This window comes from Streptomyces sp. NPDC056373, from assembly GCF_042262425.1.
Classification (GTDB): domain Bacteria; phylum Actinomycetota; class Actinomycetes; order Streptomycetales; family Streptomycetaceae; genus Streptomyces.
Map to the genome: position 1 here is coordinate 344,942 of NZ_JBHJPX010000010.1, position 24,611 is coordinate 369,552.

Sequence of the window (24,611 nt, forward strand, 5' to 3'; positions counted from 1 at the left end):
AACCCCCCGACCGTGGAGGCATGCCGCACAGCTCGTTCCTCGCTGAGGTGAGAGACGCCGTCACGCCGCGGGCCACCCTGCTCGTCGTCGGCGTGATCGCGCTCCAGCTGCTGTTCATCGCCTCGTACGTGGGAGCACTGCATGACCCGAAGCCCAAGGACGTGCCCTTCGGCGTGGTCGCCCCACAGGCCGTGGCCGGCCAGGCGGTCGCCCGACTCGAACAGCTCCCCGACTCCCCCCTGGACCCCCGCGCCCTGCCGAACGCGGCAGCGGCCCGCACCCAGCTCGCCCACCGCGACATCGACGCGGCCCTGATCATCGCTCCCGGAGCCGGCGCCGACACCCTCCTGGTCGCCTCGGGCGGCGGCAGGATCCTCTCCACGACGCTGACGGCCCTCGTCAGCACCTTGGAGAAGTCCGAGCGGCGCACCGTCCGGACGATCGACGTGATCCCGTCCGCGCCCCACGACCCCAACGGGCTCTCGTCCTTCTACCTGGTGATCGGCTGGTGCGTCGGCGGCTACCTGGGCGCCGCGGCCCTGGCCCTCAGCGCCGGGGCGAAACCCTCCAACCCCACCCGCGCCGCGATCCGCCTCGCGGTCATGGCCCTGGTCGCGATCATCGGCGGTCTCGGCGGCGCCCTCATCACCGGCCCGATCCTGGACGCCCTGCCGGGCAGCACCGCGGCCCTCTGGGGCCTGGGCACCCTGATCATCTTCGCCGTGGGCGCGGCCACCCTCGCCCTCCAGGGCGTCTTCGGCACGATCGGCATCGGCCTGGTCATCCTGCTGGTGGTCATCCTCGGCAACCCCAGCGCGGGCGGCGCCCTGCCCCCACCCCTCCTGCCACCCTTCTGGAAGGCGATCGGCCCGGCCCTGCCCCCGGGCGCCGGCACCTGGTCGACCCGCTCCATCGCCTACTTCGACAACAACGCGATGACCGGCCCCCTCCTCGTACTGGCGGCATGGGCCGTAGCAGGAGCCGCGATCACCATGGCAGCGGCCACCGTACGCAAGCGCGCGAAGGCGACGCCGTAATCACAGCGGGCCCCGCACCCGCCGTCGGACGCAAGGCCGTGTCGGGGGGTGTCCGCCCGCAGCGGTTGTCGCGTCAACGAACAGTCGGTCGGCGTGCAAGCCCATCGCGACGTTCCGAGGACGGACACCCCCCGACACGGCCCCGACCCCCACCCCGCGCAAGGCGAAGACGCGCACCCCCACCCGGCGAGACGGCACGCAAAAGTCCCGCCCCTCGCACAAGGGGCGGGACTTCACACACTCATGTGTCAGCCGATCTGCGTCCCGGTAGCCGACAGCGCCTCGGTCACCGGCTGGAAGAACGTCTCCCCGCCCGAGGTGCAGTCACCGCTGCCGCCGGACGTGAGGCCGACCGCCTTGTCCCCGGAGAACAGCGACCCGCCACTGTCACCCGGCTCCGCGCACACGTCGGTCTGGATCAGCCCGTTCACGATGTCGCCGTTGCCGTAGTTCACGGTGGCGTCCAGCCCCGTGACCTTGCCGTCGTGCACCTGCGTGGTCGACCCGCTCCGGGTGACCGCCATGCCGACGGTCGCGTCCGCGGCGCCCGAGATCTTCTGGGCGGACCCGTTGTACAGGTTCACCTCACTCGGGTGGTCGACCTCCGCGGTGTACTTGACCAGCCCGTAGTCGTTGTCCGGGAACTGGGAGTCCGCGTTGGTGCCGATCTCCTTGCCGCTGGAGTCCGACCACGTGGAGATGCCCTCGGTGCAGTGACCCGCGGTCAGGAAGAACGGCTCACCGCCCTTGACCACGTTGAAGCCCAGCGAGCAGCGCCCGCTGCCACCGGTGATCGCGTCGCCACCGGCGACGAAGGGCTTGTACTCCCCCTTGGACCGCTTGAGTTCGGCCTTCGCCCCGAGCCCGTCCACGACCTTCGTCAGTGTCGCCCACTCGGCCTTGGAGACCGTACGGTCGGCGGTCACGACGACCTTGTTCGTGGTCGGGTCGGTCACCCAGGCGGTCCCGGGGATCGTCGCGTCCTTCTTCAGCGCGCCGCGGGCGCTCTTGAGTTCGGCGAGGGAGTTCGCCACGACTCTCGCCTTGGCACCGGCCTTCTCCACGGCCTGGGCCGCGCTCTCGTCGAGCACGTTCACCACGAGGCTCTTGCTCTTGGTGTCGTAGTACGTCCCGGCCGCGTCGCCGCCCAGGTCCTCGGCCAGCGACGAGGCGAGCTTTCCGGCCGCGGTGACCGACAGGGTCCGGGGCGCGGACGCCTCAGGGGTCTCACTGGCGTTCGCGGTCTGGAACGTCACTCCCGCGGCGACCAGCGCGGCGATGCCCGCACCTGCCACGGCTGCACGCCGCTTGGGTATGCGTCGGTGCTTCAACTTTCGTCCTCCTGTGGGGGGTCGGCACGAGAGGTTGTGGGGACCTCACGAGCCGGAAGGCTTCGTTGACGAGCGCCCACTATTCCGAGGACGACAGGGAGCACACAAGGGTGACTTCGAGACGCGCGTAGACAGCGCTTCGCACGCCGCCTCATTTTGACCGTCCACGATCAAATCGGACCCAACTCCCTTGCGTTCACAGTGCAAACATTACGCGTGAGTAATGTGTGCCCACTCTGTGACGTCTGCACGTGGCTGAATTTCGCCCCTCCCGAGGCCTGTTCGGAGAGAGACACGAAGGCGGCCCACGCGGGGCCGGAACCGAACCGGGGGACCCGTACACAACACGAAGCACCCATACACAACACGAAGCCCCCACACGCAACACGAAGCCCCCGCACGCGATGCGAGCGGGGGCCACGAGAAGTACTGCGAAGAGAAGTGCCTCGAACTGCCGCCAGGGCCTAGTACACGCTGACGCCGTAGGCGCTCAGGGCCTCCGTGACGGGCTGGAAGAACGTCGTGCCACCGGAGGAGCAGTTGCCACTGCCGCCCGAGGTCAGACCGTACGCCGTGCCGTTGCTGCCGTAGAGCGAACCGCCGGAGTCACCGGGCTCGGCACAGACGGTGGTCTGGATCAGGCCGGAGACGATGTCCCCGCCGCCGTAGTTGACGGTGGCGTTGAGGGCGGTGACACGGCCGCTGTGCGTCCCGGTCGTGGAGCCGTCGCGGATGACGGTGGTGCCCACGCTCGGGGTGGCCGCACGCGTGATGTCCACGCCGTTGGCGGTGCCGGGACGACTGACGGACCCGCTGTAGCGCACGAGGCCGTAGTCGTTGCCCGGGAAGCTGGAGCCGGCGGTCGAGCCGATGACCGTGGTGCGGCCGGAGTTGGAGTACCAGGTGCCCGCGCCGTCGGTGCAGTGACCGGCGGTCAGGAAGTACTCGGTGCCGTTGCTGGCACGGACGTTGAAGCCGAGGGAGCAGCGCCAGCTACTCGCATAGATGGCGTCGCCGCCCTGGATGAGCTTGCTGAACTTGCCCGGGGTGCGCTTGATCGTGAGCGCGTCGGCGTTGCCGCCGGCCTGCTGCTTGATCTTCGCTATCTCGGCCTGCGTGACCGTACTGTCCACGGTCACGAGCACGCGGTTGGTCTTGCTGTCGACGGCCCAGGCGGTGCCCGGGACGTCGGCCTTCAGCAAGGAGCCGCCGGCGCTCTTGAGCTCGGCGGCGCTGAAGGTGGTGGGGGTGTCGGAGGCGTTCGCGCTGGGGATCGCGATCGCTGCGGCGGCAACGAGGCCGGTGGAAACGGCGATCAGCCGGGTCCGTCTCGAAATGCCACTGCGGGGGGTGGTGCGCTTGATCCTCACTTTTCGTTCCTCCACAAAGGAAGTCGGGGGCCCTCGTGGGGTTTCGGGCCCGTGAGGCGCAGCCTGGGACCGGCCGTCCGGATTCCGAACACGCCGTGCCCCTGACAAGCGCTGAGGGGGAGTATTCGGCCGAACGGCCGGTCGGCGCAAGAGTGCCTTTCGGACTCCCGCCTTTGATGGATCTTTACGAAGTGCCGAAGAGGCCGCCCTTCCCCCCTCCCGGCGCAACCTCACACCAGCGCGCGCTCCCCCGCCGCGATCCCGGTGTCCAGCGTGTTCCCCGGCGGCGGGAAGGGGCAGACGAAGTGGTCGGCGAAGGCGCACGGCGGCAGCAGCGCCCGGTTGAAGTCGACCGTGGTCAGCCCCTCGGCGTCCGGCGCGGCCGGATACAGGAACCGGAAGCGGTAACTGCCGTTCCCGCTGGTGGCGTCGGCGAACACGGCCCACAGCGAGCCGTCGTCCCGGAGCGTCACCTGAAGGGTCCGTTCCCGCCCTTCCAGTACGAAGGCCAGTTCCCCGGCGAGCCCGAGCCCGCGCTCCCGTCCGTCGGCGTTCGGCACCCGGACGGTACGGCCGGTGCCGTACGGCGTGAAGCGCCCCGGCACCACCCAGCGCGGGTCGAACGGAGTGACGCGCAGGCCACCGAACGCCCGGCGTGCGGAGGATTTCGGGTCGAAGTCCCGCACGCCCCACGCCCCCTCGCGCACCAGCACGACCTGGCGCCGCTCGCCGTGCGCCACCCTGGCCTCGCTCGCGGGTCCCTGGTCGGCCGCGAGCCGCACCTCACCACCGAAGGGCCGCCCGTCCACGGTGAGACCGTCCGGCTCGGCAGCGGTCAGCACGACCGCGTCACCGTCGGCCCGCCAGGACCCGGGGATGTCCGGAAGTCGACCGTCCGGATAGTCCTCGAGCCAGTGAGTGCCGATGAGCGCCAGCGGCCCGTACGGCGCCGACACCGTCGCGACGCGCCGCTCGTGCCACCGCCGCCAGTCCTCGGATGCGTCCGTCGTCATACGCACGACCCTGCCACAGGGGGCAGGTCAGCCGTCGCAGGGGCAGCAGCAGTCACACCCGTCACAGTCCCGGCAGATGCCCTCGCGCATCTTGCGGGACCACGGCCCCTCGTACTCCTTGGCACAGCACAGCTTGCAGGTGCAGCACAGCAGCCAGAACATCCCGCAGCCGGCCCAGAACCCACGCCGGCGGGGCGGTTGCGGCACGGGAGCGCCACCACCGAAACCGCCGCCGCCGAAACCGTCCCCGCCGTAAGCCCCGCCGCCGTACGGGTTTCCGCCACCGCCCGCGTACGGGTGCTGCGGGGAGCCGTAGGGCCCAGGCGGCTGCTGCGGGGAGCCGTAGGGCCCCGGCGGCTGCTGTCCGTGGGGTCCCTGCGGCCCGTAGGGACCGCCGCCCTGGTGGGCGGCGCACACCGGCACCGTGCCGAACGCCCGGTCCACCGAGCGCCGCAGTTCGTGCACCAGCAGCAGATGCACGAGCTGCCCGTCGGTGAACTCGGCGTCGCGCAGCGCGAGTCGCACTCCGCGCACCGCGTCGTCGGCCAGCCGCCTGGCCTCCACCAGGGAGGTGCCGGTCGCGGTGATCGGGTTCCAGGCGCCTGACGCGGCGTCAGTGTGCAGGTCCTCCACGGCGTCCAGCAGGTGAGCGAGGCGTCCGAAGAGCCGACCGGCCTCGGAGAGCGGTATGGCGTTGCGTGACCGGCCGGCGAGGACCGCGGTGTGCGCGAAGGCGGCGGCGGTGGCGGTCTCGGTCGGCTCGGTGACCGTCAGGATCGGCGTCCCCGGCCCGGCCAGCGCCTCGATCCCGACCTGCCGGTCCACCGCGTCGACCAGGAGCGAGGTGTCAAATCCCACAGCGGTGCCGCTCCGCGCACCGGCCGTGTCCCAGCTCGCGGCGACCCGTCGCGCGGCACGCGCCACCGGCCTGCGGGCCAGCAGCCCGTCACCGTCGGTGACGTGATCGCGCACCTTCGCCGAGGCCAGCACCAGGGAAACGGCCGCCGCGAGCCGGGCTCCCTCGCCGTCCGCGACGGAGGCGGTGCGCATGCCGCGCAGCGGGCACGGTCCGGCCGTACGCCGGCCCGCCCCGCCCCCGCTCTCCGCCTGAGCCTCCGTCAGAACCGAGAGAAGCAGCCCGTCATAATTCGTGACGATCCGGGCGAACTGCCCGTGATCCCCGCGCAGAGCGAGGCAAAGCCCGCACAAATGCGCCGTCCACTGGCCGGCGAGCCGGTCTCCGAGCCGGTGTCTGCAAGGCCTGACGATTCCGAACACAACGCTCCCCCGAACTTCGTGACGACGCTGAGCTGCGGCATCGTATCGACCCCGGCATTCACCCGTACGCCCCGGCCATCACCCGTACGCCGGGAAGAATCATATTTCACTCACAGTCAGCAGCCGTTTGGGAAACGGCCCTTGGGACACACGGACTCTCGACGGAATCGCTGTGCACCAGTACCGTCACAAACCCCCCGTGCGGCGTCTATCCACTTGGCGCGCCATCCGCATCATGGACGACCATAGGGATGCGGAAAGCAGAAAGACCGCTGTGAGAGGAGGCGTCCATGGGATCGGTACGCAAGGCAAGTGCCTGGCTTGGCCTCGTCGACGACAACGAAGACGAGCGTTACTACGACGACGACGACTACTCCGACGGAAACGAGCCCGGGGAAGCCTGGGTCACCGACCCGCGCGTCAAGGTGGCCTCGGACGTCGCCGAGGAGAAGGGCCGCCGCATCGGCACGGTGACCCCGGACAGCTTCCGGGACGCACGCGCCATCGGCGAGCTGTTCCGCGAGGGCGTGCCGGTCATCATGAACCTCACGGCCATGGAGGCCTCCGACGCCAAGCGCGTGGTGGACTTCGCGGCAGGGCTGATCTTCGGCCTGCGCGGTTCGATCGAGAGAGTCTCGACCCGTGTGTTCCTGCTGACCCCGGCCCACACGGAGATCGTCAACGGCGACCCGGCCGGACACCGTACGGACGGCTTCTTCAACCAGAGCTGAGGCAGGGCCGCTCACCGGCCCTGCCCCCTGGCAGGGTTGCCGGACCGGCCTACCGGAAGGCGTCGAGTCCGGTGAGCGCCTTGCCCAGCACGAGCTGGTGCATCTCGACGGTGCCCTCATAGGTGAGCACCGATTCGAGGTTGGTCGCGTGCCGCATCACCGGATATTCGAGCGAGATCCCGTTGGCCCCGAGAATCGTCCGGGCCGTGCGGCAGATCTCGATCGCCTCCCGCACGTTGTTGAGCTTGCCGAAGCTGACCTGCTCGGGACGCAGGCGGCCGGCGTCCATACGCCGCCCCAGATGGTGGGCGAGCAGAATCCCCTTGTGCAGTTCGACCGCCATGTCGGCGAGTTTGGCCTGGGTGAGCTGGAAGCCGCCGATGGGCCGCCCGAACTGCTCCCGCGACTTCGCGTAGTCGACCGCGGCCTCGAAACTGGCACGGGCCGCGCCCATGGCGCCCCAGACGATTCCGTACCGGGCGTGCGAGAGGCAGCTCAGGGGTCCGCGCAGGCCGGTGACCTCCGGGAGGACTGCGTCGGCGGGCAGCCGCACGTCGTCGAGGACGAGCTCGCTGGTGACAGAGGCCCGCAGGGACCACTTGTGCTTGATCTCGGGAGCGGAGAACCCGCCGCTGTCGGTGGGCACCGCGAATCCGCGGATCCCCTCCTCGGTCTGCGCCCACACGACGGCGACACCGGCGACCGACCCGTTGGTGATCCACATCTTGCGGCCGTTGAGGACCCAGTCGGAGCCGTCGCGCTTGGCGTACGTCCGCATGGCGGCGGGGTCGGAGCCGTGGTCGGGCTCGGTGAGCCCGAAGCAGCCGATGACCTCGCCGGCGGCCATGCGCGGCAGCCACCGCTGCTTCTGCTCCTCGCTGCCGAAGCGGTGGATCGCGTACATGGCGAGGGAGCCCTGCACGGAGACGAGGGAACGGATGCCGGAGTCGGCGGCCTCCAGCTCCAGGCAGGCGAGCCCGTACTGCACGGCGGACGCGCCGGCACACCCGTACCCCTCCAGGGACATCCCGAGGGCTCCGATGCCGCCCAGCTCCCTGGCCAGCTCCCGGATCCCCGGCAGCTCCCCCTTCTCGTACCACTCGGCGACATGCGGCAGGACCCGGTCCGCGGCCCAGGCCCGCACGGTGTCCCTGATCCCGAGGTCCTCGGGCTCCAGCAGATCGTCCAGGCCGAGGGGATCGCCGGGATCGAAGGGAGGCAGCTTGGACGAACCGGACATGATCGACACCCTCCGAAGCTCATTAACTAGCAGTGCTAATCAAGACGCTACGGCTTCGACCCACCCACGCACCAGCCGTACCTGCCGACTGAATGCCGGGGCCCGTGGGCGGATCGCACCGTTGACGGCTCACGGTCCGCACGGGTCCCCGTGGGGCACGCCCCGCAACCCGCCCAACGCCGAGCACCGCCCACGGGCGCCCCCGGCCCCTCAGTGACCCGCAGCGGCCGGCGCGCCGGCGGGCAACGACCCCACACCGCAAGCCGCCGACGACGAACCACCCCCACAGGCGACCCCCGCCCCTCCCCCGACGGCTACGGGCGGCGCGTAGGTGGGCGAAAAGGGCCTCACACCGAGACGCGGGACTCCGCAGCGTCCCTCGGGGCAGGAAGCTCCACCTGTTCCGGCTCACACTGCATCACCCGCGGCAACCGCAACGCCATCACCGCCCCGAGCAGCAACAACCCCGCGCTCACCAGCAACGTCACATGCAGCCCGTGCACGAACGCGTCCCGGGCGGCATGCCGCAGACCGGCACCGGCGGACCCGCCCAGCCGCGCGGCAACCTCGTACGCCTCCCCCAGCGAATGCCCCGCGGCCGCGGATGCCGGCGCCGGGACCCCGGGCACGCCCGACAGCCCGGGCGCGTACGCCGCGTTCATCACCGTGCCGAGCAGCGCGATCCCGATGCCCGCCCCGAGCTGGTACGACGTCTCCCCGATCGCCGCCGCCCCACCGGCCTGCTCCTGCGGCGCCTCACTCAGCATCGACTCGTACGCCCCGAACAGCGTCGTCTCCAGCCCGAAGCCGAGCAGCACGAACCCGCTCAGCATCAGCGCGGTGTCGTCCGTCCGCCCCAGCGCCGTCAGCAGCACCACGGCGAACGCCGTGAGACAGAACCCGGCGCACACCATCCGGCGCGGCCCGAACCGCCGCAGCATCCGCGCCCCTGCCAGCCCGGCCGCCATCGCCGCGAGCGTCAGCGGCAGCAACCGCAGCCCGGTCTCCAGCGGCGACAGCCCGAGCACCAGCTGCAGATACTGCGCGGCGATCAGTTCCAGACCCACCAGCGCGAGCATCGCCAGCACGATGCACCCGACGGACGTGCTGAACGCCGGCCGCGCGAACATCTTGAGGTCCACCAGCGGATACCTCCGCCGCCGCTGCCGCCGGACGAAGCCGACCAGCAGCGCGGCGCCCACCACCAGCGGCAGCACCGTGAGCAGGCTGCCCGGCGACCCCCCGCTGCCGAGCCGCTTCACGCCCAGCACGACACCGAACAGTCCGGCCGCCGCCATCAGCGCGCCCACCACGTCCCAGGGACCCTTGCCGTCCCCCTTCGACTCGGGCAGCAGCAGCCGTCCGACCGGGAGGCTGACCAGCATCAGGGGGATGTTGACGAGGAAGACCGAGCCCCACCAGAAGTGCTCCAGCAGGAAGCCGCCGAGCAGCGGACCGACCGCCGCGCCCACCGCCGCCACGGCGCTCCAGACGCCTATCGCGAGCGCCCGTTCGCGCCGGTCCGGGAAGACCTGCCGCAGGATCGACAGGGTGGCGGGCATGATCATCGCGCCGCCCACGCCGAGCAGCGCCCGCGCCACGATCAGTACCTGGGCGCTGTCGGCCAGGGCCGCGAGACCGGAGGCGACGCCGAACAGCGCGTATCCGAGGAGCAGGACTCTGCGGCGGCCGACGCGGTCGCCCAGCGTGCCGAACAGGATCAGCAGCGAGGCGCAGACCAGCGGGTAGACGTCGACGATCCAGAGCAGCTCCATCCCGCCGGGCTTGAGGTCCTCGGTGACGGCGGGGACCGCCACGTGCAGCACGGTGGCGTCGACGGCGACCAGCAGCAGGCTGACGCAGAGGACGACGAGGACCACCCAGCGGTTGGCACCGGCCCCGGCCGCCCGACGGCGCAGCGCAGCGGCGGCCGTGGTCGTGCCGGACATGTACGTACCTCCCAGATGTTCCCTCGCGATCGGCGGGCTCACGGGGTGGGGGACGCCCCCGCGACTGGGCCGGAGAGGAGCGGCGGTCTCCGGCCGGCGCAAACGAAAAGCGAGTGACACGTCAGAGTACGCGAGTCCCCGGCGCAGGCCAGTGGCGGACCTCTCACACCTCCGGCGGAGGGATGTGGCGTACGCCACTTCCCTCCGTGTCGTCGACGCGTCGGCCGACCGGGTGGTTCCGCCCCGGGTCGATAATCGGGCGGGTGACCGATCTCGAGACGCGCGCGGCCCCGCCTCGCGCCGGGGCCCTGCGCCGGGCGGCCCCGGCGCTCGCCGGGTACGCGGCCGTCCGCGCCCTGGGCCTGCTCGCCCTGTTCCTGTGGAGCGAGGCGCGGGGCAAGAGCGCGTACACACTGCTGACGGCCCGCTGGGACGCGCTCTGGTACGTCAGGGTCGCCGAGCTCGGTTACGGCTACGAGGTGCGCCTCGAGAACGGGGACGTGCACTCGAACCTGGCGTTCTTCCCGCTGCTGCCCTGGCTGGAGCGGCTGGTGGCGGCGGTTTCGCCGCTGTCGTACGCGGACGGGGGTTTCCTCGTCAGCCTGCTCGCCTCGCTCGCCGCGGCGTGGGGGATCTTCGCGGTGGCTGATCATGTGTACGGCCGCCGGGCGGGCGGGTGCGCGGTGCTGTTGTGGGCCGTCCTGCCGGTCGGGATCGTGCAGTCGATGGCGTACAGCGAGTCCCTGTTCACGGCGCTCGCGGCCTGGTCGCTGTACGCGGTGCTGACCGGCCGCTGGATGACGGCGGGCGCGCTGGCCCTGCTCGCGGGACTGACCCGCCCGGTGGGCCTGGCCGTGGTGGCGGCGGTGTGGGTGGCGGCCGCGGCCGCCTTCGTGCGGGAGGGACGCGCGGCCGGTCCGCACGTCACGGACCCGCCGGCCGACCGCGGGACCCGGGCCCGGCGCGTCCTCGCCATGCTCCTGGCCCCCCTGGGCACCGCCGGCTACGTCTTCTGGGTCGGGCACCGCACGGGCAGGGGTCCGCTGGGGTATCTGGACGTCCAGGCCGGATGGCGCAACGGTTTCGACGGCGGGTACGCCTTCGCCCGGTTCGTCGCGGAGAAGTTCACGTCGTTCCCGGCGGCCCTGGCCGGTGTGGGGCTGGTCCTCGGGGTGGCGTCAGTCGTCTGGCTGTACGTGACCGGAGTACGTCAGCGCCAGCCCCTGCCGCTGCTGGTCTACACGGGGGTCGTGACCGCGCTCGCCCTGTGCGCGTCGAGCTACTTCGGCTCGAAACCGCGGCTGCTGCTGCCCGCCTTCCCCCTGCTGCTGCCCCTCGCCGTAGCCTTGTCCAGGGCTCGTATCCGCAGGTCAGCGGCGGTGCTGGGGGGCGTGGCGGTGGCCTCCGCGGTGTACGGGGCGTTCTGGCTGAACGGGTCCGGGCCGCCCTGACCCGCTGTGAGCGCAGGGGGAATTCGGGGCCATGCCGGGGTGAACGAATTCAAAAGCGCAATAAAACCCGCATCCGAAATGATCAAAGGAATTGAAGGTCACAGCGTCCGTCGATTGCGGATTCGCTGGAAATAAACCTCCTCCTGAGAGGAATCCCACATCACATCGTCATCACAAAGCCGTTGATTCGCCCGGGATCTCAGCTCACTCGCTGTAACGTCGATTGGGTGCGTACCGAACCGAAGCTCACCCGTCTGGACCGGGTCTTCGCCCGGCTGGACCGTGAGCCGGAACGACCGGCCCACATCGATGTGCCCAAGATGAGCAGGCACCGCATCGTGCTCTTCGCGGCGACCTTGGCTTTCTACGGCGCGATCGTGTGGGCCGTGGTGATCACGTCCTGGCTGGTCCGGCTCGACTGGCAGGTCATGTTCTTCCGCCCCTACCAGCAGTGGTCGGAGATCCACTGGTTCGTCGACTACTACGTGGTCCTCGGACAGCGCGGCCCGACCGCTGTGATGGTCGCGGCCTGGCTGGGCTGGCGCTCCTGGCGGCAGCACACCCTGCGGCCCCTGCTCGCGCTCGGCGTCTCGCTGCTGCTGCTGAACATCACGGTCGGCGCGGCCAAGTACGGCATGGGCCGCCTGGGACCGCACTACGCCACCATCATCGGCTCGAACGAGATGTGGCTCGGCGGCGATATATTTCCGAGCGGTCACACCGCCAATGCCGTGGTGACCTGGGGAATCCTGGCCTACCTCGCCTCCGGCGCCCGAGCGCAGCGCTGGCTGTCCGCCGTGTCCGCGGTGACCTCGCTCGGCGTCGGGATGGCCACCGTCTACCTGGGCACGCACTGGCTGAGCGATGTGCTCCTCGGCTGGACCGCGGGTCTGCTGATCCTGCTCGGCCTGCCGTGGTTCGAGCCGCTGATCGCCCGCGCCGAGGACGCGATCTTCGACCTGCGCGACCGTCTGCGGGCCCGCAGGCGCCGTACCTCGGCGGTCCCGGCCGGCGCGCCGCCCGTCGTGGTCACGCCCTTGCCCGACCGTGACGACGTCGCTGCCCGCTCGTCGCGGGCCCCGGTCCATCTGGCGCCCGGCCCGCACACGGTCCGCTCGGAGCGCTCTCCGGTCACCCCGGCCGGCAGTCGCCGGCCACCGGCACCGCACTCCGAGCGCCATCCGCGCGGTTCCGCCTCGTCGGCCCGGCCCGTGACGGGCGGCTGACCACCGGCCGGTACGCAACCCGCCGCGGCATGGCGAAGGCTCCGGTTCCGCTCCGGAACCGGGGCCTTCGCCAGATCTCAGCCCTTCCAGGCCCGCGCCACCCGGCCGCCCTTGACCTCGAAGTTCAGCCGGCCCACGCGGTACTCCATCGTGATGATCGTCCCTGGTTGCAGCGCACGCACCGTCGGCCAGCCGCGCTCACGAGCGAGGCGTTCGGCCCGGTCGGCCTCCAGGCCGACATAGGTGTCCGGGCTGTCGTCGGGTTCGGCGGAAGGTGTCGGAGTCGGTGCCATGCCGCCACGCTATGTCCTGCCCGGCGACCGCGGAAGTCCGGGCGGCGACCGCGCGCGTCCGGGTCGCGGCCGGTCACTGTCCGCCTCCCGTCACGCTTCTGTCACAAGATCACGACAGGCGTTTCGGGAGCCGTCCGTCACACGGACGAGCGGTTCCGTACGCCTTCCGCAGGCATTCGATCGTAATTCCCGCGTGTCCCGTGAGCTCATGGAAAAGCCCGGCGGAAAGTTCCGGGAGAAGTGCCTTCCGAGCTCCGTTCCTTTCCGCTGCCGGACCGGCCCGGTGAAGTCGGCGCGATACAGGAAATGCACGGCTCCGGCACAGACAGGCCGGACGCCCCCTGTCGGAGCGCGCGGTGGCGCGAGCATCATGGCGTGAGCTCGCGGGCACGTCAGGCGCGGGCTACGGCGGCCCGGTACGCGATGAGCGAAGGGCGAGCGAGCGATGGGGACGCAGACCGTACAGGCGGTGACGCCGCCCGAGCCGCGCACCCGGCACGGGCGGGTGGTGGTCGACTGGCTGACGACGACGGACCACAAGAAGATCGGCCACCTCTACCTGGTCACCTCGTTCGTGTTCTTCCTGATCGCCGGGGTGATGGCGCTGCTGATGCGCGCCGAGCTCGCCCGGCCGGGCCTGCAGATCATCGACAACGAGCAGTACAACCAGGCCTTCACCCTGCACGGCACGATCATGCTGCTGCTGTTCGCGACACCGAGCTTCGCGGGCTTCGCGAACGAGCTGATGCCGCTGCAGATCGGGGCGCCCGACGTCGCCTTCCCGCGGCTGAACATGTTCTCGTACTGGCTGTTCCTGTTCGGCGGGCTGATCGTGCTCGGCTCGCTGCTGGTGCCCTCCGGGCCCGCCGACTTCGGCTGGTTCGCCTACGCCCCGCTCAACAGCGCGGAGCGCTCGCCCGGCCTCGGACACGACCTGTGGATCATGGGGCTCGCCCTGTCCGGCTTCGGCACGATCCTCGGCGCGGTCAACTTCATCACCACGATCATCGGGATGCGCGCCCCGGGCATGACGATGTTCCGGATGCCGATCTTCGTATGGAACACCCTGTTCACGTCGATCCTGATCCTGATGGCGTTCCCGGTGCTGGCGGCGGCGCTGCTGGCGCTGGAGGCGGACCGGCGGTTCGGCGCACAGGTCTTCGACGCGGCCAACGGCGGCGCGATCCTGTGGCAGCACCTGTTCTGGTTCTTCGGCCATCCCGAGGTGTACATCATCGCGCTGCCGTTCTTCGGGATCATCACGGAGATCATCCCGGTCTTCAGCCGCAAGCCGTTGTTCGGCTATCTGACGCTGGTCGGCGCGACGATGGCGATCACCGGCCTGTCGATGATCGTGTGGGCGCACCACATGTTCGCCACGGGTGCGGTGCTGCTGCCGTTCTTCTCCTTCATGAGCTTCCTGATCGCGGTGCCGACGGGGGTGAAGTTCTTCAACTGGGCCGGCACCATGCTCAAGGGCTCGCTGTCGTTCGAGACGCCGATGCTGTGGGCCACGGGCTTTCTGGTGACGTTCCTGTTCGGCGGGCTGACGGGGGTGATCCTCGCGTCACCGCCGATGGACTTCCACGTGACGGACTCGTACTTCGTGGTCGCGCACTTCCACTACGTCGTCTTCGGCACGGTCGTCTTCGCGATCTTCGCCGGCTTCTACTTCTGGTGGCCGAAGTTCACCGGGAAGATGCTCGACGAACGGCTCGGCAAGATCCAGTTCTGGACGCTGTTCGTCGGCTTCCACACCACGTTCCTGGTGCAGCACTGGCTGGGCGCCGAGGGCATGCCCCGCCGGTACGCGGACTACCTGGCGGCCGACGGGTTCACGGCGCTCAACACGGTGTCGACGATCGGCGCGTTCCTGCTCGGCATGTCGACGCTGCCGTTCCTCTACAACGTGTGGAAGACCGCCAGGTACGGCGAGAAGGTCGAGGTCGACGACCCGTGGGGGTTCGGCCGCTCCCTGGAGTGGGCGACCTCGTGTCCGCCCCCGCGGCACAACTTCACGGCGCTGCCCCGGATCCGTTCCGAGTCCCCGGCGTTCGACCTGCACCATCCCGAGTACGCGGCGGTGACTGCGCAGCCCGAGCCAGAGCGCCATCAAGCCGGTCCCGGGTCCTCCTGATCGCCTCGATCAGCTCGACCGGCTCCAGCACCTCGAACTCGAAGCCCAGCATCGTCACGTGGATGACCATCACGTCGAGGCTGCCGGCGCCGCAGCGCAGCAGGCAGCTGTCCGGGCCCTCGGCCTCCAGCACCCCGGCCGAGGGCGAGATGTGCTCGGCGGCCTCCTCCAGGGGAACCAGGAGCCGCACGACGGCGTGGGTGGCGTACGCGCGCGTGGAGACGCCCTGGGAGACGTAGGCGGCGAGGTCGTCCGCGGGCGGCTTGCGGGGAGTGAAGCGCGGGCCGTGCGGCGGCCTGGGCGTGACACGGTCCACGCGGAACGTGCGCCAGTCGTCCCGGTCGAGGTCCCAGGCGACCAGGTACCAGCGGCGCTCGGTGCACACCAGCCGGTGCGGTTCGACGGTGCGGCGGGAGGGGGCGCCGTCGTGGCCGCGGTAGTCGAAGCGCAGCCGCTCGGCGTCCCGGCACAGGTGGGCGAGTTCGGTGAGCACGCCCGGGTCGACCGAGGAGGGCAGCGTGCTGCGCAGCATCGGCACGGTGAAGGCGTTCAGGGCTCCCACGCGGCGGCGCAGCCGGTTGGGCAGCACCTGTTCCAGCTTGGCGAGGGCGCGGACGGAGGTCTCCCCGATGCCGTCGATGCCCTGCCCCGCGGCCGTGCGCAGACCGACCGCCACGGCGACCGCCTCGTCGTCGTCCAGGAGCAGCGGCGGCAGTTCGGCTCCGGCGCCCAGCTGGTAGCCGCCGCCGGTGCCGGGGCTGGCGTTGACCGGGTAGCCGAGTTCGCGCAGCCGGTCGACGTCCCGGCGCAGGGTGCGGGCACTGATCCCGAGCCGGCCGGCCAGGTCGGCGCCGGACCACTCGCGGTGGGCCTGGAGCAGGGACAGCAGGCGCAGCAGACGGGCCGAGGTCTCCAACATGGGGCGAGTCTGCCAGGCCTTGCGGACAACCACTGTCCTCAAGGCGTGTAGGCCAGCTGGGGGACGGTGAAGCAGGTGCGGTTCATGTCGCCCTGGCTCACCCAGCCCCTGCCGTCCTGCCAGCGTGCCACCGACAGGCAGCTCCTGCTCGTTCTCGGCGGCTCGGGGAGGCGCTCGAACCGGACGGGGAGCAGCAGCCCGCCGGCGGTGTAGCCCTGGCTGCGGTTCATGTACGAGTCGACGCACGCGCGCGTGATGCCCGTCGCCGCGCAGGACTTCGCCGCGTCCGTGAACCACCGCGCGGCCGCCCACCCCTCCAGCTGCCACTGGGAGTGCGTCTTCAGGCCCTTCGTCGCCTCGCGGAACTCCCGTACGGCCGGGTGGCCCGTGTCGTCGAAGTTGCGGCCGGCGCCCGTCGCCCAGAGGGCGTTGCGGCAGCGGGGGGCGTCCTTGTAGTCGTCGGGGACGGTGGACGTCCAGTTCTGCACGTTGGTCACCTTGGCGGTGACGTCGGCGCCGACCTCGTCCATGGCCTGGCAGAGCTGCGCGTTGCCGTGCGCGTCGATGGCGTCGAAGACCAGGTCGGCGCCCTGGCTCTTCAGGTCGGCGGCGACGGCGCGGAAGTTGGGCAGGGCGAAGTCGACCTGCTCGGTGACGACCTTGTAGCCCTCGGCACGCAGGCCGCGTTCGACGAGCCGGGCGTAGGCGGCCGAGGCGGACTGGTTGTAGGAGACGACGGCGGCGGTGCGGGCGCCGTGCTCGCGTTCGAAGTAGCGGTAGACCTCGGTGCCGCCGTACAGCTTCCCGTTCCAGCCGGGGGTGCCGTGGCGGGGTGCGAGGCTGCCGTAGATGCCGTAGAGGTGCGGGTAGGTGTCGTAGGCGGCGCCGATGGGCTGGCCGCCGATGTCGGGCACGCCCGCGTGTGCGACGCGGGAGGCGCCCGCGTAGTCGAGCGCGGTGGTGGCGACCAGGGCAACAACCGCTTCCTCGTCGACGAGCTTGTGCACGCACTCGTTGTTGCCGACGCCGCTGCCGCCGTCGTCGCACCGGTGTACCTCGACGCGACGTCCGTCGATGCCGCCGCGCGCGTCGAGCCGGTCGAAGAAGGCCGTGGCGCCGTCGCGCGGGCCGGTGAAGGCGCTGCCGCCGACGGGGCTGGTGGCGCTGGTGATGATGCCGACCCGCAGGGGCGCGGACGCGCGGGGCGGCGGGGTGCGGTCGTCGTGCCGGAAGTCGCTCTCCGGCAGGCGGCTGCCGCAGGCCGCGCCCAGAAAGAGCGACAGGACCGCGGCGAGGACTTCAGCAACCCGGGACCGGCGACCCATTACCGCTCATCTGCACCAGCGAGCACAGCGTCTTGACGGACACCTTCCACACGCCGTCCTGTTCGACGGCCGTACCGGAGGCGTCCGGCAGGGCGGTGGCTCCCTTGAGGGTGAGCGTGTACGTCACGTCCGCTCCGGTCGCCGACGTGAACTGGACCTTGGTGACCTTCGCCTCGACCTGCCCGCCTCGGGCGTCTCCGCTGAAGGCCTTCAGGACGGGTGCCATCCGTGCGCCGTTCTCCAGGACGGCCAGCTTGTCCTCGGGGAGGGTCTTCGGGTCGAAGAACTTCTCCCAGTTCTGCTTGATCTCCGTCTCGGCCGCGGCCCGGTCCGCCGGCGCGCTCGCCGGCGCGCTCGTGGTGCGCTCCGAGGTCGGTGTGGACGGGGTGCTCGAGCTGCCGCCGCCGTAGCCGTCGCCGCATGCCGCGAGGGCCGGGGCCAAGGCCAGAACCAGGGCGGCCGCGATGGCCGTGCCCCGTCCCGCGGTGCGTGGACCCCCCGTCGCGTTCCCCCGCCTGAGGTCGCTGCCGAGAACCATCTGGCTCACCACCGGGTGTCGGTCCGGGCCATGCGCGCCCGGTGCTTTCAGGGTCAGCTTCCACAGGGCATAGTGCAAGCGATCGGCGGACTTGAACAGGCAGCCCGACGTACGCACAGCCGAATCCGATGTGTGGGAGCCAGCGATGCGGAGCAGCCGACTGCGGACCGTGCATCCCGTCCTGTGGGCCGGCTGGGCCGCCCTGGCCGCCGGCGCGGTGCTGTGCGCCGTGGGCTGGTACGGAGTCTCCGGCGAGCGTTACGCCGAACGGCAGCTGCCCTACCTTGCCTCCTGCACCGTCCCCGGGGCCGCGCTGATCATCGCCGGGGCCGTGCTGCTGGCCCAGGGCAGGGGTTCGGTCGCCGCCGCGCGCGTGGAGGAGCTGTACGGCCTGCTGGTGGAGGCCGGGCCGGCCGAGCCGGAGGCGAGCGGCCGGGCGGTGCTCGCGCCCCTCGCGGTCAGCGGCGACCTGCTGATGGTGCCGGGCGGCACGCTGTGGCACCGCGCGGACTGCCCGCTGGTCGCCGGCAGGGCGGAGGCGGTCCCGGTGGACTCCAAGCTGGTGGCGAGCGGTGAGCTGGGCCCCTGCCCGATCTGCGAGCCGGCCGAAGAAACCGGCTGATGTCCTCGCTGACGTACGACCTCACGCTCGCCGGGCTCTCCGTCGGCAGCGCGGCGGCGCTCACCGGGATCGGCCTGATCGTGACCTACCGCGCGACCGGGGTGCTGAACTTCGCGCACGGTGCGATCGCGATGGTGTGCGCGTACTGCTTGCGGCAGTGCGTGCTCGAGTGGGGCTGGCCGCTGTGGCTCGGGGCTGCGGTGACGCTGCTGGTGCTGGCGCCGGGGCTGGGGGTGGTCCTGGAACGGTTCGTCTTCCGGCCTCTGGCGGTCCTGGGCGGTGATCCCGCGCAGACGCTGGTGGCGTCCATCGGGGTGTTCGTCCTGCTGGTGGGCGGGGCGGCGCTGCTGTGGGGGCAGGGGGCGCGGGACGACGCGCCGGTGCTGGTGCCGGACGAGCCGTGGGGGCAGCTCGCGGTGGTGCTGGGGCTGGCCGCCGGGGTCACGGCGGTGGTCCGCTGGACGCGGTTCGGACGGGAGCTGCGGGCCGTGGTGGACGACCGGCGGCTCGCGGTGCTGGGCGGCATCGACGCGGACCGGGTCGCGGCCACCGGCTGGGCGTTCGGCTCGTTCACGGCCGGTCTGACGGGCGTGCTGCTGGCGCCGTACGTGCGGCTCGACCCGTACGGTCTCTCGCTGCTCGTGATGGAGGTCGTGGCGGTCGCGGTGGCGGCCCGGATGCGCAGCCTCACCGTCGCGGTGGTGGTGGCGCTGGGCATCGGGGTGGCGCAGAGCCAGCTGACGCGGCTGCATCCGTCGGGCTGGGCCGAGCCGCTGCTCCAGGCGGTCGGCACGAACCTGTTCGTCGTCACGCTGCTGGTCGCGGCGCTGGTCCTGCCGGGTGCCGGGGAGCGGGACGCGCTGCCGCGCACGGTCACGGCACGCGCGGCGACCCCGCCGGGAGCCTGGATCGTGGTGCTGGTGCTGTTCCTGCTGCCGCTGGGGCTGGCGGGCCAGGACCTGCACACCTCGGTCCAGGTGCCGGCGCTGGCCGTGATCCTGCTGTCCCTGGTGGTGGTCACCGGACGCGGCGGCCAGATCTCCCTGGGGCAGGCCGGGTACGCGGGGCTGGGCGCCCTGTTCACGGCGCTGCTGGCGTCGGGCCGCTTCCCGGGCCTGCCCCGTCTGCCGGAGCTGGCGGCCCTCGCGGTGGCGGTCGTACTGGTGGCGCCGCTCGGCCTGCTGACGGGCTGGCCCGCGATCGGCCGCCGCGGTCTGGCCCTGGCACTGGCGACGTTCGCGGTCGGTGTGGGCGTGAGCCGCTTCGTCTTCGCCCAGCCGTACGCCACGGCGGGCCTCGCCCTCGGCCGCCCGGCGGGCTTCGACGGCGACCGGGCGTACTACGTCCTCGAGCTGCTCCTGCTGGCGGTCGCGCTGCTGGCGACGCACGCGCTGCGCCGGGGGCGGACGGGCCGGGCTCTCGCCGCCATGCGGGATCACGAGCGGGGCGCGCAGGCGGCGGGTGTCCGGGTGCCGTCCCTGAAGCTGCTGGCGTTCGTCGCGGGCGCCGCGCTGGCCGCGCTGGGCGGCGCCATGCTCGGGATGGGGCTGCGTGCCTTCGACGCGGGCGCTTACGACCCGGTGCGGGGCCTGCTGTGGTTCGCTGCGGTGGTGGTGCTGGGCGCCGACAGCACGCTCGGCGCCCTCGCCGCCGCGGCCCTCCTGGTCGGGCTGGACGCGGGCACCCGTGGCGGTGTCGCGGCGGCCCTCGTCGGCATCCTGGCGATCCTGGTGGGCCGTTTCCCGGGCGGACCGTACGAGGCCCTGCGCACGACGGCGGAACACCTGCGGCCGCGCCGTACCCCGGCGCTGACGGAGGCGGGACTGCGGGCCCGCGCGCTGCTGCACCCGGCGGAGCCGCAGCCGCCACGGAGGGCACCGGTGCCGACGGGGGCGACGGGGGCGACGGGCGTGGTCCGGAGGGCGAGGGGGGCGGGAGCGACGGAATCTGCCGGTGCGCGCGAACCGCGAGAGGGCAGGACCCGACGCGGCGAACCCCGAGACGGCAAGACCCGACGCGGCGGCCCCCGAGACCGCGAGGGCGTTCCGGAACGCCGCCCGACGGCCACGGCCCCCGCCACCACCCCCCTCCTCACCGCCCGGGGCCTCCACGTCCGCTACGGCGGCTTCACCGCTCTCGACGAAGTGGATCTGGACCTCTCCCCCGGCCGGATCACAGCGGTCGTGGGGCCCAACGGGGCGGGGAAGAGCACCCTGTTCCACTGTCTGGCCGGGACGCTGCGGCCGGCGCGCGGGACCGTGCGGCTCGGCGGGCGGGACATCACCGCGCTGTCCGCCCAGGCCCGCACCCGCCTCGGTGTCGCGCGGACCTTCCAGCAGCTGGCCGTCTTCCCCTCGCTGACCGTCGCCGAGAACGTCCGGGTGGGCGCCGAGCAGGGCCGGGTGGCCGACCCGGGCGCGGTCGAGCGCGCCCTCAGGCTGTTCGGGCTCGACGGGCCCCTGCGCGCCCGGCCCGCCGCCGCTCTGCCCACCGGGACGCTGCGCCGCGTGGAGCTGGCCCGGGTCCTCGCGGGCGGCCCCCGCGTCCTCCTGCTGGACGAGCCCGCCGCCGGGCTGGACACCGCCGAAGTGGCCGCGCTGGCCCGGATCCTGAAGGCCCTGGCCGCCGAGGGCACGGCCCTCCTCGTCGTCGAGCACGACCTGGACCTGGTGGCCGGTCTCGCGGACGTCGTGCAGGTGATGACCGCGGGCCGCGTCGTCGCCTCCGGTCCGCCCGGGCACATCCTGGACGCCCTGGACGTCCTGGAGCAGGGGTCCGGCCGATGACGACGCTCTCCCTGCGCCACGCACGCGTGCGCCACGGCCCCCTGGAGGCCCTGCACGGCATCACCCTCGCCGCTCACGGCCCGGGCCTCACCGTGCTGCTGGGCCGCAACGGCTCCGGCCGCACCACCGCCCTCGGCGCCCTGGCCGGCACGCTGCCCCTGTCGGGCGGCGCGGTGGTGTGGGACGGCACGGACGTGACCCGCGTCCCGGCGTACGAACGCGCCCGGCGCGGGATGTGCCTGGTGCCGGAGCGGCAGGCCGTGTTCGGTTCGCTCACCGTGCGCGAGAACCTCGAACTCGCCGCGCGCGACCACACCGTGGCCCTGGACGCCTACCCGCAGCTGCGGCCCCTGCTGGAGCGGCGGGCCGGCACCCTCTCCGGCGGGGAGCAGCGCATGCTCGCCCTTTCCCGGGCGCTGCTCGCACGCGCACGCGTGGTGCTCGTCGACGAGCCCGCCCAGGGCATGTCCCCCTCGGTCGCGGCCCGCACGTACGCGCTGCTGGGCGCGCTCGACGCCTGTGTGGTGATCGCCGAGCAGCGGCTGCCGCCCGCCCTGCGGAGGCGGCGGGCCGTCGTCTACGAACTGCGCCGCGGCGCGGTCGTGTTCGCCGGGGAGGCGTCTGAGCTCACGGGCTGATCCGGAACGCCGCCCGAGCCCCGTCCGTCGGTCGGGCGAACGGCAGCACGCCCGGACCCCGCCCGGTCGGTCGACCGGACGGGGTCCGTGTCCCGGCGAGGGGGAGCAGCGGCTCAGAACCTGAGGCGCAGGCCGGGCACGATCACGTCGGGATCCGTTCCGACGGCGGTCTTGTTGGCGGCGTAGAGGCGCTGCCAGGTGGTGCCGTGCCGGGCGGCGACGCCGCTCAGAGTGTCGCCCGGGCGGACGGTGTAGTCACCGCGGGAGGAGCCGCGGTCCGCGTGTTCCGCGGCACGGTCGGGGGCGGGGGCCTTGGACGGCGTCGCCGCCGAGGGCCCGGTGGAGCTGACCGGGCCGGCGGCGGGTGCGCCGCCGCTCGCCCCGGCGCGGGCCGAGCAGACGGGCCAGGCGCCCCATCCCTGGGCACGCTGGACCTTGGTCGCGACGGCGATCTGCTGGGATTTGCTCGCCCGGTCGGCGGTGGGCGCGTAGGCCGTGCCGCCGTAGGCGTTCCAGGTGGAGGGGGCGAACTGGAGTCCGCCGTAGTAGCCGTTGCCGGTGTTGATGTGCCAGTCGCCGCCGCTCTCGCACCGGGCGATGCGGTCCCACACTCCGCTGTCGGCCGCCGCGGCGTTTCCGGTCGCGGCCAGCAGTCCCAGGGGCGCGAGCAGTGCCGCCCCGGCGAGGACCGCCGTCGTACGAGCCTGGCGCTTCCGGGCGCCTGAGCGAGTGGTATCGGCACATTCGGACATGTAGGTCCCTTTCGAAACACCCGGGATCCCCCAAGGCGGAGCGCTGCTCCCGCGCCATGGGGCGCGAGGGTCGCGCTCGCCCCGTCCACCGGAGCGGTGCCGTGCCCGGTTCCTGGGAACCCGGCGGCCGGTGGACGTACCCGAGCGGTGCTCGTTGCACACGGCGGAGGAATCTAAGGAGGCGGGCGGCCGGCATCAACCAGTCGCCCGTCCGGGCAGGCCAGTTCACCGATACCTCGGGTAACGGCGATTTCCGGACACCCACTTCATTCGCGGATTTCCGGATTTGTCGACCAACGACCCTGACGATCTGTGACCCACTTCACCAGCCCAACGCCCTTTGCAGCACGGCGAGTTGACGGTGAGTGCGCGATTGCGCGCGCAGCGTGACTCCGTGCGCTGGATGGTTCGATTCCGTTCGCCCTGGGGCGTGACTCCCGCCACAGATCGCCCGTTGTCTTCTGCATGAGCCGGGACCTACCCGGACCACGGGCCGGGAGCCACCCGGCTTTGCCACACCGCATCCCCGAGGGAGCCACCCGTGCCGCGCATGCTCGACGTCAGCGACGAGGTACGCGCCGAGATCGGCGACGAAGAAGCCGACCGCCTGCTCGCCGGAGAGACCGCCCCGGGCAGTTACGACTGCACGTCCTGCCGCACTCCGGGCGACTCCGCGCAGGAGCGCACCAGCACCGTCCTGTTCATCGGGGACGAGACCGCCGTCCTCGCCTTCGCCCACGCCGGCTGCCTGCCCTCGCAGGTCGTGCAGGTCACCGAGGAGCAGCTGCGGGGCGCCGTGAAGTCCATCACCGGCGACACGGTCGACCTGGAGCCCGACAGGGTGGTGCCCGAGCAGGCGGTGCTCGGTGTGACCAGCGGGCTCGTCCTGATCGGTGGAGAGCTGCATCCGGCCCTGGTGGTCGAGCCGACCGGGGCCATCGCCCGGCCCGGCTCGACCGGCGGCAGCGACGAATTCCTGCCGCTGCTCATCGAGCAGGGGTTCATGCCGCTGACGGAACTGTCCGTCGTACCGCCGGTGCTGCACGGCTGGTCGGTGCTGCTCGCCGTGGGCCAGCTGCACGCGGTGCTCCAGCCGGGCGTGGGCGGCGGCCAGCCGGTGGCCTGGTGGCAGGCGCACCAGCCGCTCCAGGTGACCGAGGGGTGGCGCGCGGCCGCCAACAAGCACCAGCAGGTGCTGATGTTCGCCGCGCCGGCCGGTTCGATCGGCCGCCAGCCGCGCGAGGACCTGCTGCGGGACGCGCTGGACAAGGCAGCGGCGAACGGACAGCTCGTCGCCTCGGCGCTGCCGCTGGCCGGTACCTGAGCCGTCCGTCACCCGTCCACGCCGTCCACCTGCGAAAGCCGTACCCGGGCCGCATCCCTTGACCCGCGGGGTCGTTTGGACATACGTGCACGCATACGACGTTCCCCGCCGCCAGTCCTTCTCGCCGATCCCGTCCGCGCGATCGGCTCAGGACTCCCAGTGCGGCCCATCGGCCACGCCGATCTACGACGCGCTCTACGCCGAGTACGTCAAGTCCTTCCGCGCACTGCCAGGCGACCGCAGCGGCGAGGAGAAGCTGGGCTTCACCGCCTTCGGGAACACCCCGCACGGTTCGGGCTCGTACGCAGGGACGTACGGCAGCTCGTACAGCGCCTACAGCGCGGGCGCACAGAGCGCCCGCCACGCCACCGGACAGCAGCCGCAGTGGCAGCGCGTCGGGACCGTCGGCACGTACGGCACAGGCACGTATGGCACAGGCACGTACGGCGGCACGGGCACATACGGCACAGGCACGTACGGCACGGGCGCGTACGGCACGGGGATGCACTACGTCCCGGCCGCGCTGCCGCCGGGACGGCGGGGCGGCAGCTGAGCGAGCACCGGACACCGGAAAGGGGGGGCCCCCGGGGGGGCGCCCGGTGGCGGGGGTGGGGGGACCAGTGGAGTATAAAAAAAATGAAGGGGGCGCGG

At 72.0% G+C, this 24,611-nt stretch carries 20 protein-coding genes and 1 pseudogene; 10 read left to right on the forward strand and 11 right to left on the reverse strand.

Annotation, left to right across the window (positions count from 1 at the left end):
- The first annotated feature begins 20 nt into the window (after nucleotides 1–20).
- Nucleotides 21–1,037 carry a DUF3533 domain-containing protein gene (locus ACFCXS_RS23370; RefSeq protein WP_376645263.1) on the forward strand — a complete coding sequence of 339 codons (1,017 nt, stop codon included), beginning with the start codon at nucleotides 21–23 and terminating at the stop codon, nucleotides 1,035–1,037.
- Nucleotides 1,038–1,285: 248 nt separating this feature from the next.
- On the opposite strand, the gene ACFCXS_RS23375 is transcribed toward ACFCXS_RS23370, so the two are convergent.
- From ACFCXS_RS23375 to ACFCXS_RS23390, 4 genes are all read right to left on the reverse strand, one after another.
- The gene (locus ACFCXS_RS23375) at nucleotides 1,286–2,368 is read right to left on the reverse strand and encodes a S1 family peptidase (protein WP_376645264.1); all 1,083 of its coding nucleotides are present in this window, start codon (nucleotides 2,366–2,368) and stop codon (nucleotides 1,286–1,288) included.
- 464 nt (nucleotides 2,369–2,832) lie between these two features.
- Nucleotides 2,833–3,738: a S1 family peptidase gene (locus tag ACFCXS_RS23380; protein ID WP_376645265.1), complete on the reverse strand. Its 906-nt coding sequence runs from the start codon at nucleotides 3,736–3,738 to the stop codon at nucleotides 2,833–2,835.
- A gap of 230 nt (nucleotides 3,739–3,968) precedes the next feature.
- Entirely contained in the window at nucleotides 3,969–4,751 is a 783-nt protein-coding gene (locus tag ACFCXS_RS23385) for a DUF1684 domain-containing protein (RefSeq protein WP_376645266.1), read from the reverse strand.
- 27 nt (nucleotides 4,752–4,778) lie between these two features.
- Nucleotides 4,779–6,029: a DUF5685 family protein gene (locus ACFCXS_RS23390; RefSeq protein WP_376645267.1), complete on the reverse strand. Its 1,251-nt coding sequence runs from the start codon at nucleotides 6,027–6,029 to the stop codon at nucleotides 4,779–4,781.
- Nucleotides 6,030–6,319: 290 nt separating this feature from the next.
- On the opposite strand from ACFCXS_RS23390, the gene ACFCXS_RS23395 reads away from it, so the two are divergent.
- On the forward strand, nucleotides 6,320–6,760 hold the full coding sequence (locus ACFCXS_RS23395) for a cell division protein SepF (RefSeq protein WP_053672325.1): 441 nt from the start codon (nucleotides 6,320–6,322) through the stop codon (nucleotides 6,758–6,760).
- A gap of 49 nt (nucleotides 6,761–6,809) precedes the next feature.
- Here ACFCXS_RS23395 and ACFCXS_RS23400 read toward each other — a convergent pair whose 3' ends face one another.
- Together ACFCXS_RS23400 and ACFCXS_RS23405 are read right to left on the reverse strand one after the other, a co-directional pair.
- Nucleotides 6,810–8,000 (reverse strand): acyl-CoA dehydrogenase family protein, encoded by a 1,191-nt coding sequence (locus tag ACFCXS_RS23400; protein ID WP_376645268.1) that lies wholly within the window; start codon nucleotides 7,998–8,000, stop codon nucleotides 6,810–6,812.
- Between the two features lie 347 nt (nucleotides 8,001–8,347).
- Complete coding sequence (locus tag ACFCXS_RS23405) at nucleotides 8,348–9,949, reverse strand: MFS transporter (RefSeq protein WP_376645269.1); 1,602 nt, start codon at nucleotides 9,947–9,949, stop codon at nucleotides 8,348–8,350.
- A gap of 263 nt (nucleotides 9,950–10,212) precedes the next feature.
- Here ACFCXS_RS23405 and ACFCXS_RS23410 point away from each other — a divergent pair, with 263 nt between their 5' ends.
- Both ACFCXS_RS23410 and ACFCXS_RS23415 read left to right on the forward strand, forming a co-directional pair.
- Complete coding sequence (locus ACFCXS_RS23410) at nucleotides 10,213–11,400, forward strand: mannosyltransferase family protein (RefSeq protein WP_376645270.1); 1,188 nt, start codon at nucleotides 10,213–10,215, stop codon at nucleotides 11,398–11,400.
- A gap of 227 nt (nucleotides 11,401–11,627) precedes the next feature.
- A complete protein-coding gene (locus ACFCXS_RS23415; protein WP_376645271.1) occupies nucleotides 11,628–12,626 on the forward strand; it encodes a phosphatase PAP2 family protein in 999 nt (332 codons plus the stop codon).
- 77 nt (nucleotides 12,627–12,703) lie between these two features.
- Here the strand turns inward: ACFCXS_RS23415 and ACFCXS_RS23420 are convergent, their stop codons facing one another.
- A complete protein-coding gene (locus ACFCXS_RS23420; protein WP_376645272.1) occupies nucleotides 12,704–12,919 on the reverse strand; it encodes an I78 family peptidase inhibitor in 216 nt (71 codons plus the stop codon).
- Between the two features lie 445 nt (nucleotides 12,920–13,364).
- Between ACFCXS_RS23420 and ctaD the strand changes: the two are divergent.
- Nucleotides 13,365–15,041 (forward strand): annotated as a pseudogene (gene ctaD, locus ACFCXS_RS23425) (cytochrome c oxidase subunit I); the annotation flags it as partial.
- Here the strand turns inward: ctaD and ACFCXS_RS23430 are convergent.
- Genes ACFCXS_RS23430 through ACFCXS_RS23440 form a run of 3 tightly spaced genes read right to left on the reverse strand, consistent with a single transcriptional unit; the run spans nucleotide 14,935 to nucleotide 17,838 of the window.
- A complete protein-coding gene (locus ACFCXS_RS23430; protein WP_376645273.1) occupies nucleotides 14,935–15,975 on the reverse strand; it encodes a helix-turn-helix transcriptional regulator in 1,041 nt (346 codons plus the stop codon). The pseudogene ctaD and the gene ACFCXS_RS23430 overlap by 107 nt on opposite strands.
- Before the next feature lie 38 nt (nucleotides 15,976–16,013).
- Nucleotides 16,014–17,300 (reverse strand): ABC transporter substrate-binding protein, encoded by a 1,287-nt coding sequence (locus ACFCXS_RS23435; protein ID WP_376645274.1) that lies wholly within the window; start codon nucleotides 17,298–17,300, stop codon nucleotides 16,014–16,016.
- Nucleotides 17,275–17,838, reverse strand: coding sequence for a hypothetical protein (locus ACFCXS_RS23440; RefSeq protein ID WP_376645275.1), 564 nt, complete (start codon nucleotides 17,836–17,838; stop codon nucleotides 17,275–17,277). Before ACFCXS_RS23440 ends, ACFCXS_RS23435 begins: the two co-directional genes overlap by 26 nt.
- 145 nt (nucleotides 17,839–17,983) lie before the next feature.
- On the opposite strand from ACFCXS_RS23440, the gene ACFCXS_RS23445 reads away from it, so the two are divergent.
- From ACFCXS_RS23445 to ACFCXS_RS23455, 3 genes are read left to right on the forward strand one after another with little or no spacing between them, the layout of a single operon-like run.
- Nucleotides 17,984–18,460, forward strand: a complete 477-nt coding sequence (locus ACFCXS_RS23445; protein WP_376645276.1) for a hypothetical protein — start codon at nucleotides 17,984–17,986, stop codon at nucleotides 18,458–18,460.
- On the forward strand, nucleotides 18,460–21,246 hold the full coding sequence (locus tag ACFCXS_RS23450; protein ID WP_376645277.1) for an ATP-binding cassette domain-containing protein: 2,787 nt from the start codon (nucleotides 18,460–18,462) through the stop codon (nucleotides 21,244–21,246). The genes ACFCXS_RS23445 and ACFCXS_RS23450 overlap by 1 nt, the downstream gene beginning before the upstream one ends.
- Nucleotides 21,243–21,884 (forward strand): ATP-binding cassette domain-containing protein, encoded by a 642-nt coding sequence (locus ACFCXS_RS23455; protein WP_376645278.1) that lies wholly within the window; start codon nucleotides 21,243–21,245, stop codon nucleotides 21,882–21,884. The genes ACFCXS_RS23450 and ACFCXS_RS23455 overlap by 4 nt, the downstream gene beginning before the upstream one ends.
- A gap of 113 nt (nucleotides 21,885–21,997) precedes the next feature.
- Here ACFCXS_RS23455 and ACFCXS_RS23460 read toward each other — a convergent pair whose 3' ends face one another.
- Complete coding sequence (locus ACFCXS_RS23460) at nucleotides 21,998–22,636, reverse strand: transglycosylase family protein (RefSeq protein ID WP_376645279.1); 639 nt, start codon at nucleotides 22,634–22,636, stop codon at nucleotides 21,998–22,000.
- Nucleotides 22,637–23,177: 541 nt separating this feature from the next.
- On the opposite strand from ACFCXS_RS23460, the gene ACFCXS_RS23465 reads away from it, so the two are divergent.
- Entirely contained in the window at nucleotides 23,178–23,960 is a 783-nt protein-coding gene (locus ACFCXS_RS23465; protein ID WP_376645280.1) for a hypothetical protein, read from the forward strand.
- An 85-nt stretch (nucleotides 23,961–24,045) separates the two neighbouring features.
- Nucleotides 24,046–24,513 (forward strand): hypothetical protein, encoded by a 468-nt coding sequence (locus tag ACFCXS_RS23470; protein ID WP_376645281.1) that lies wholly within the window; start codon nucleotides 24,046–24,048, stop codon nucleotides 24,511–24,513.
- The last annotated feature ends 98 nt before the right edge of the window (nucleotides 24,514–24,611 follow it).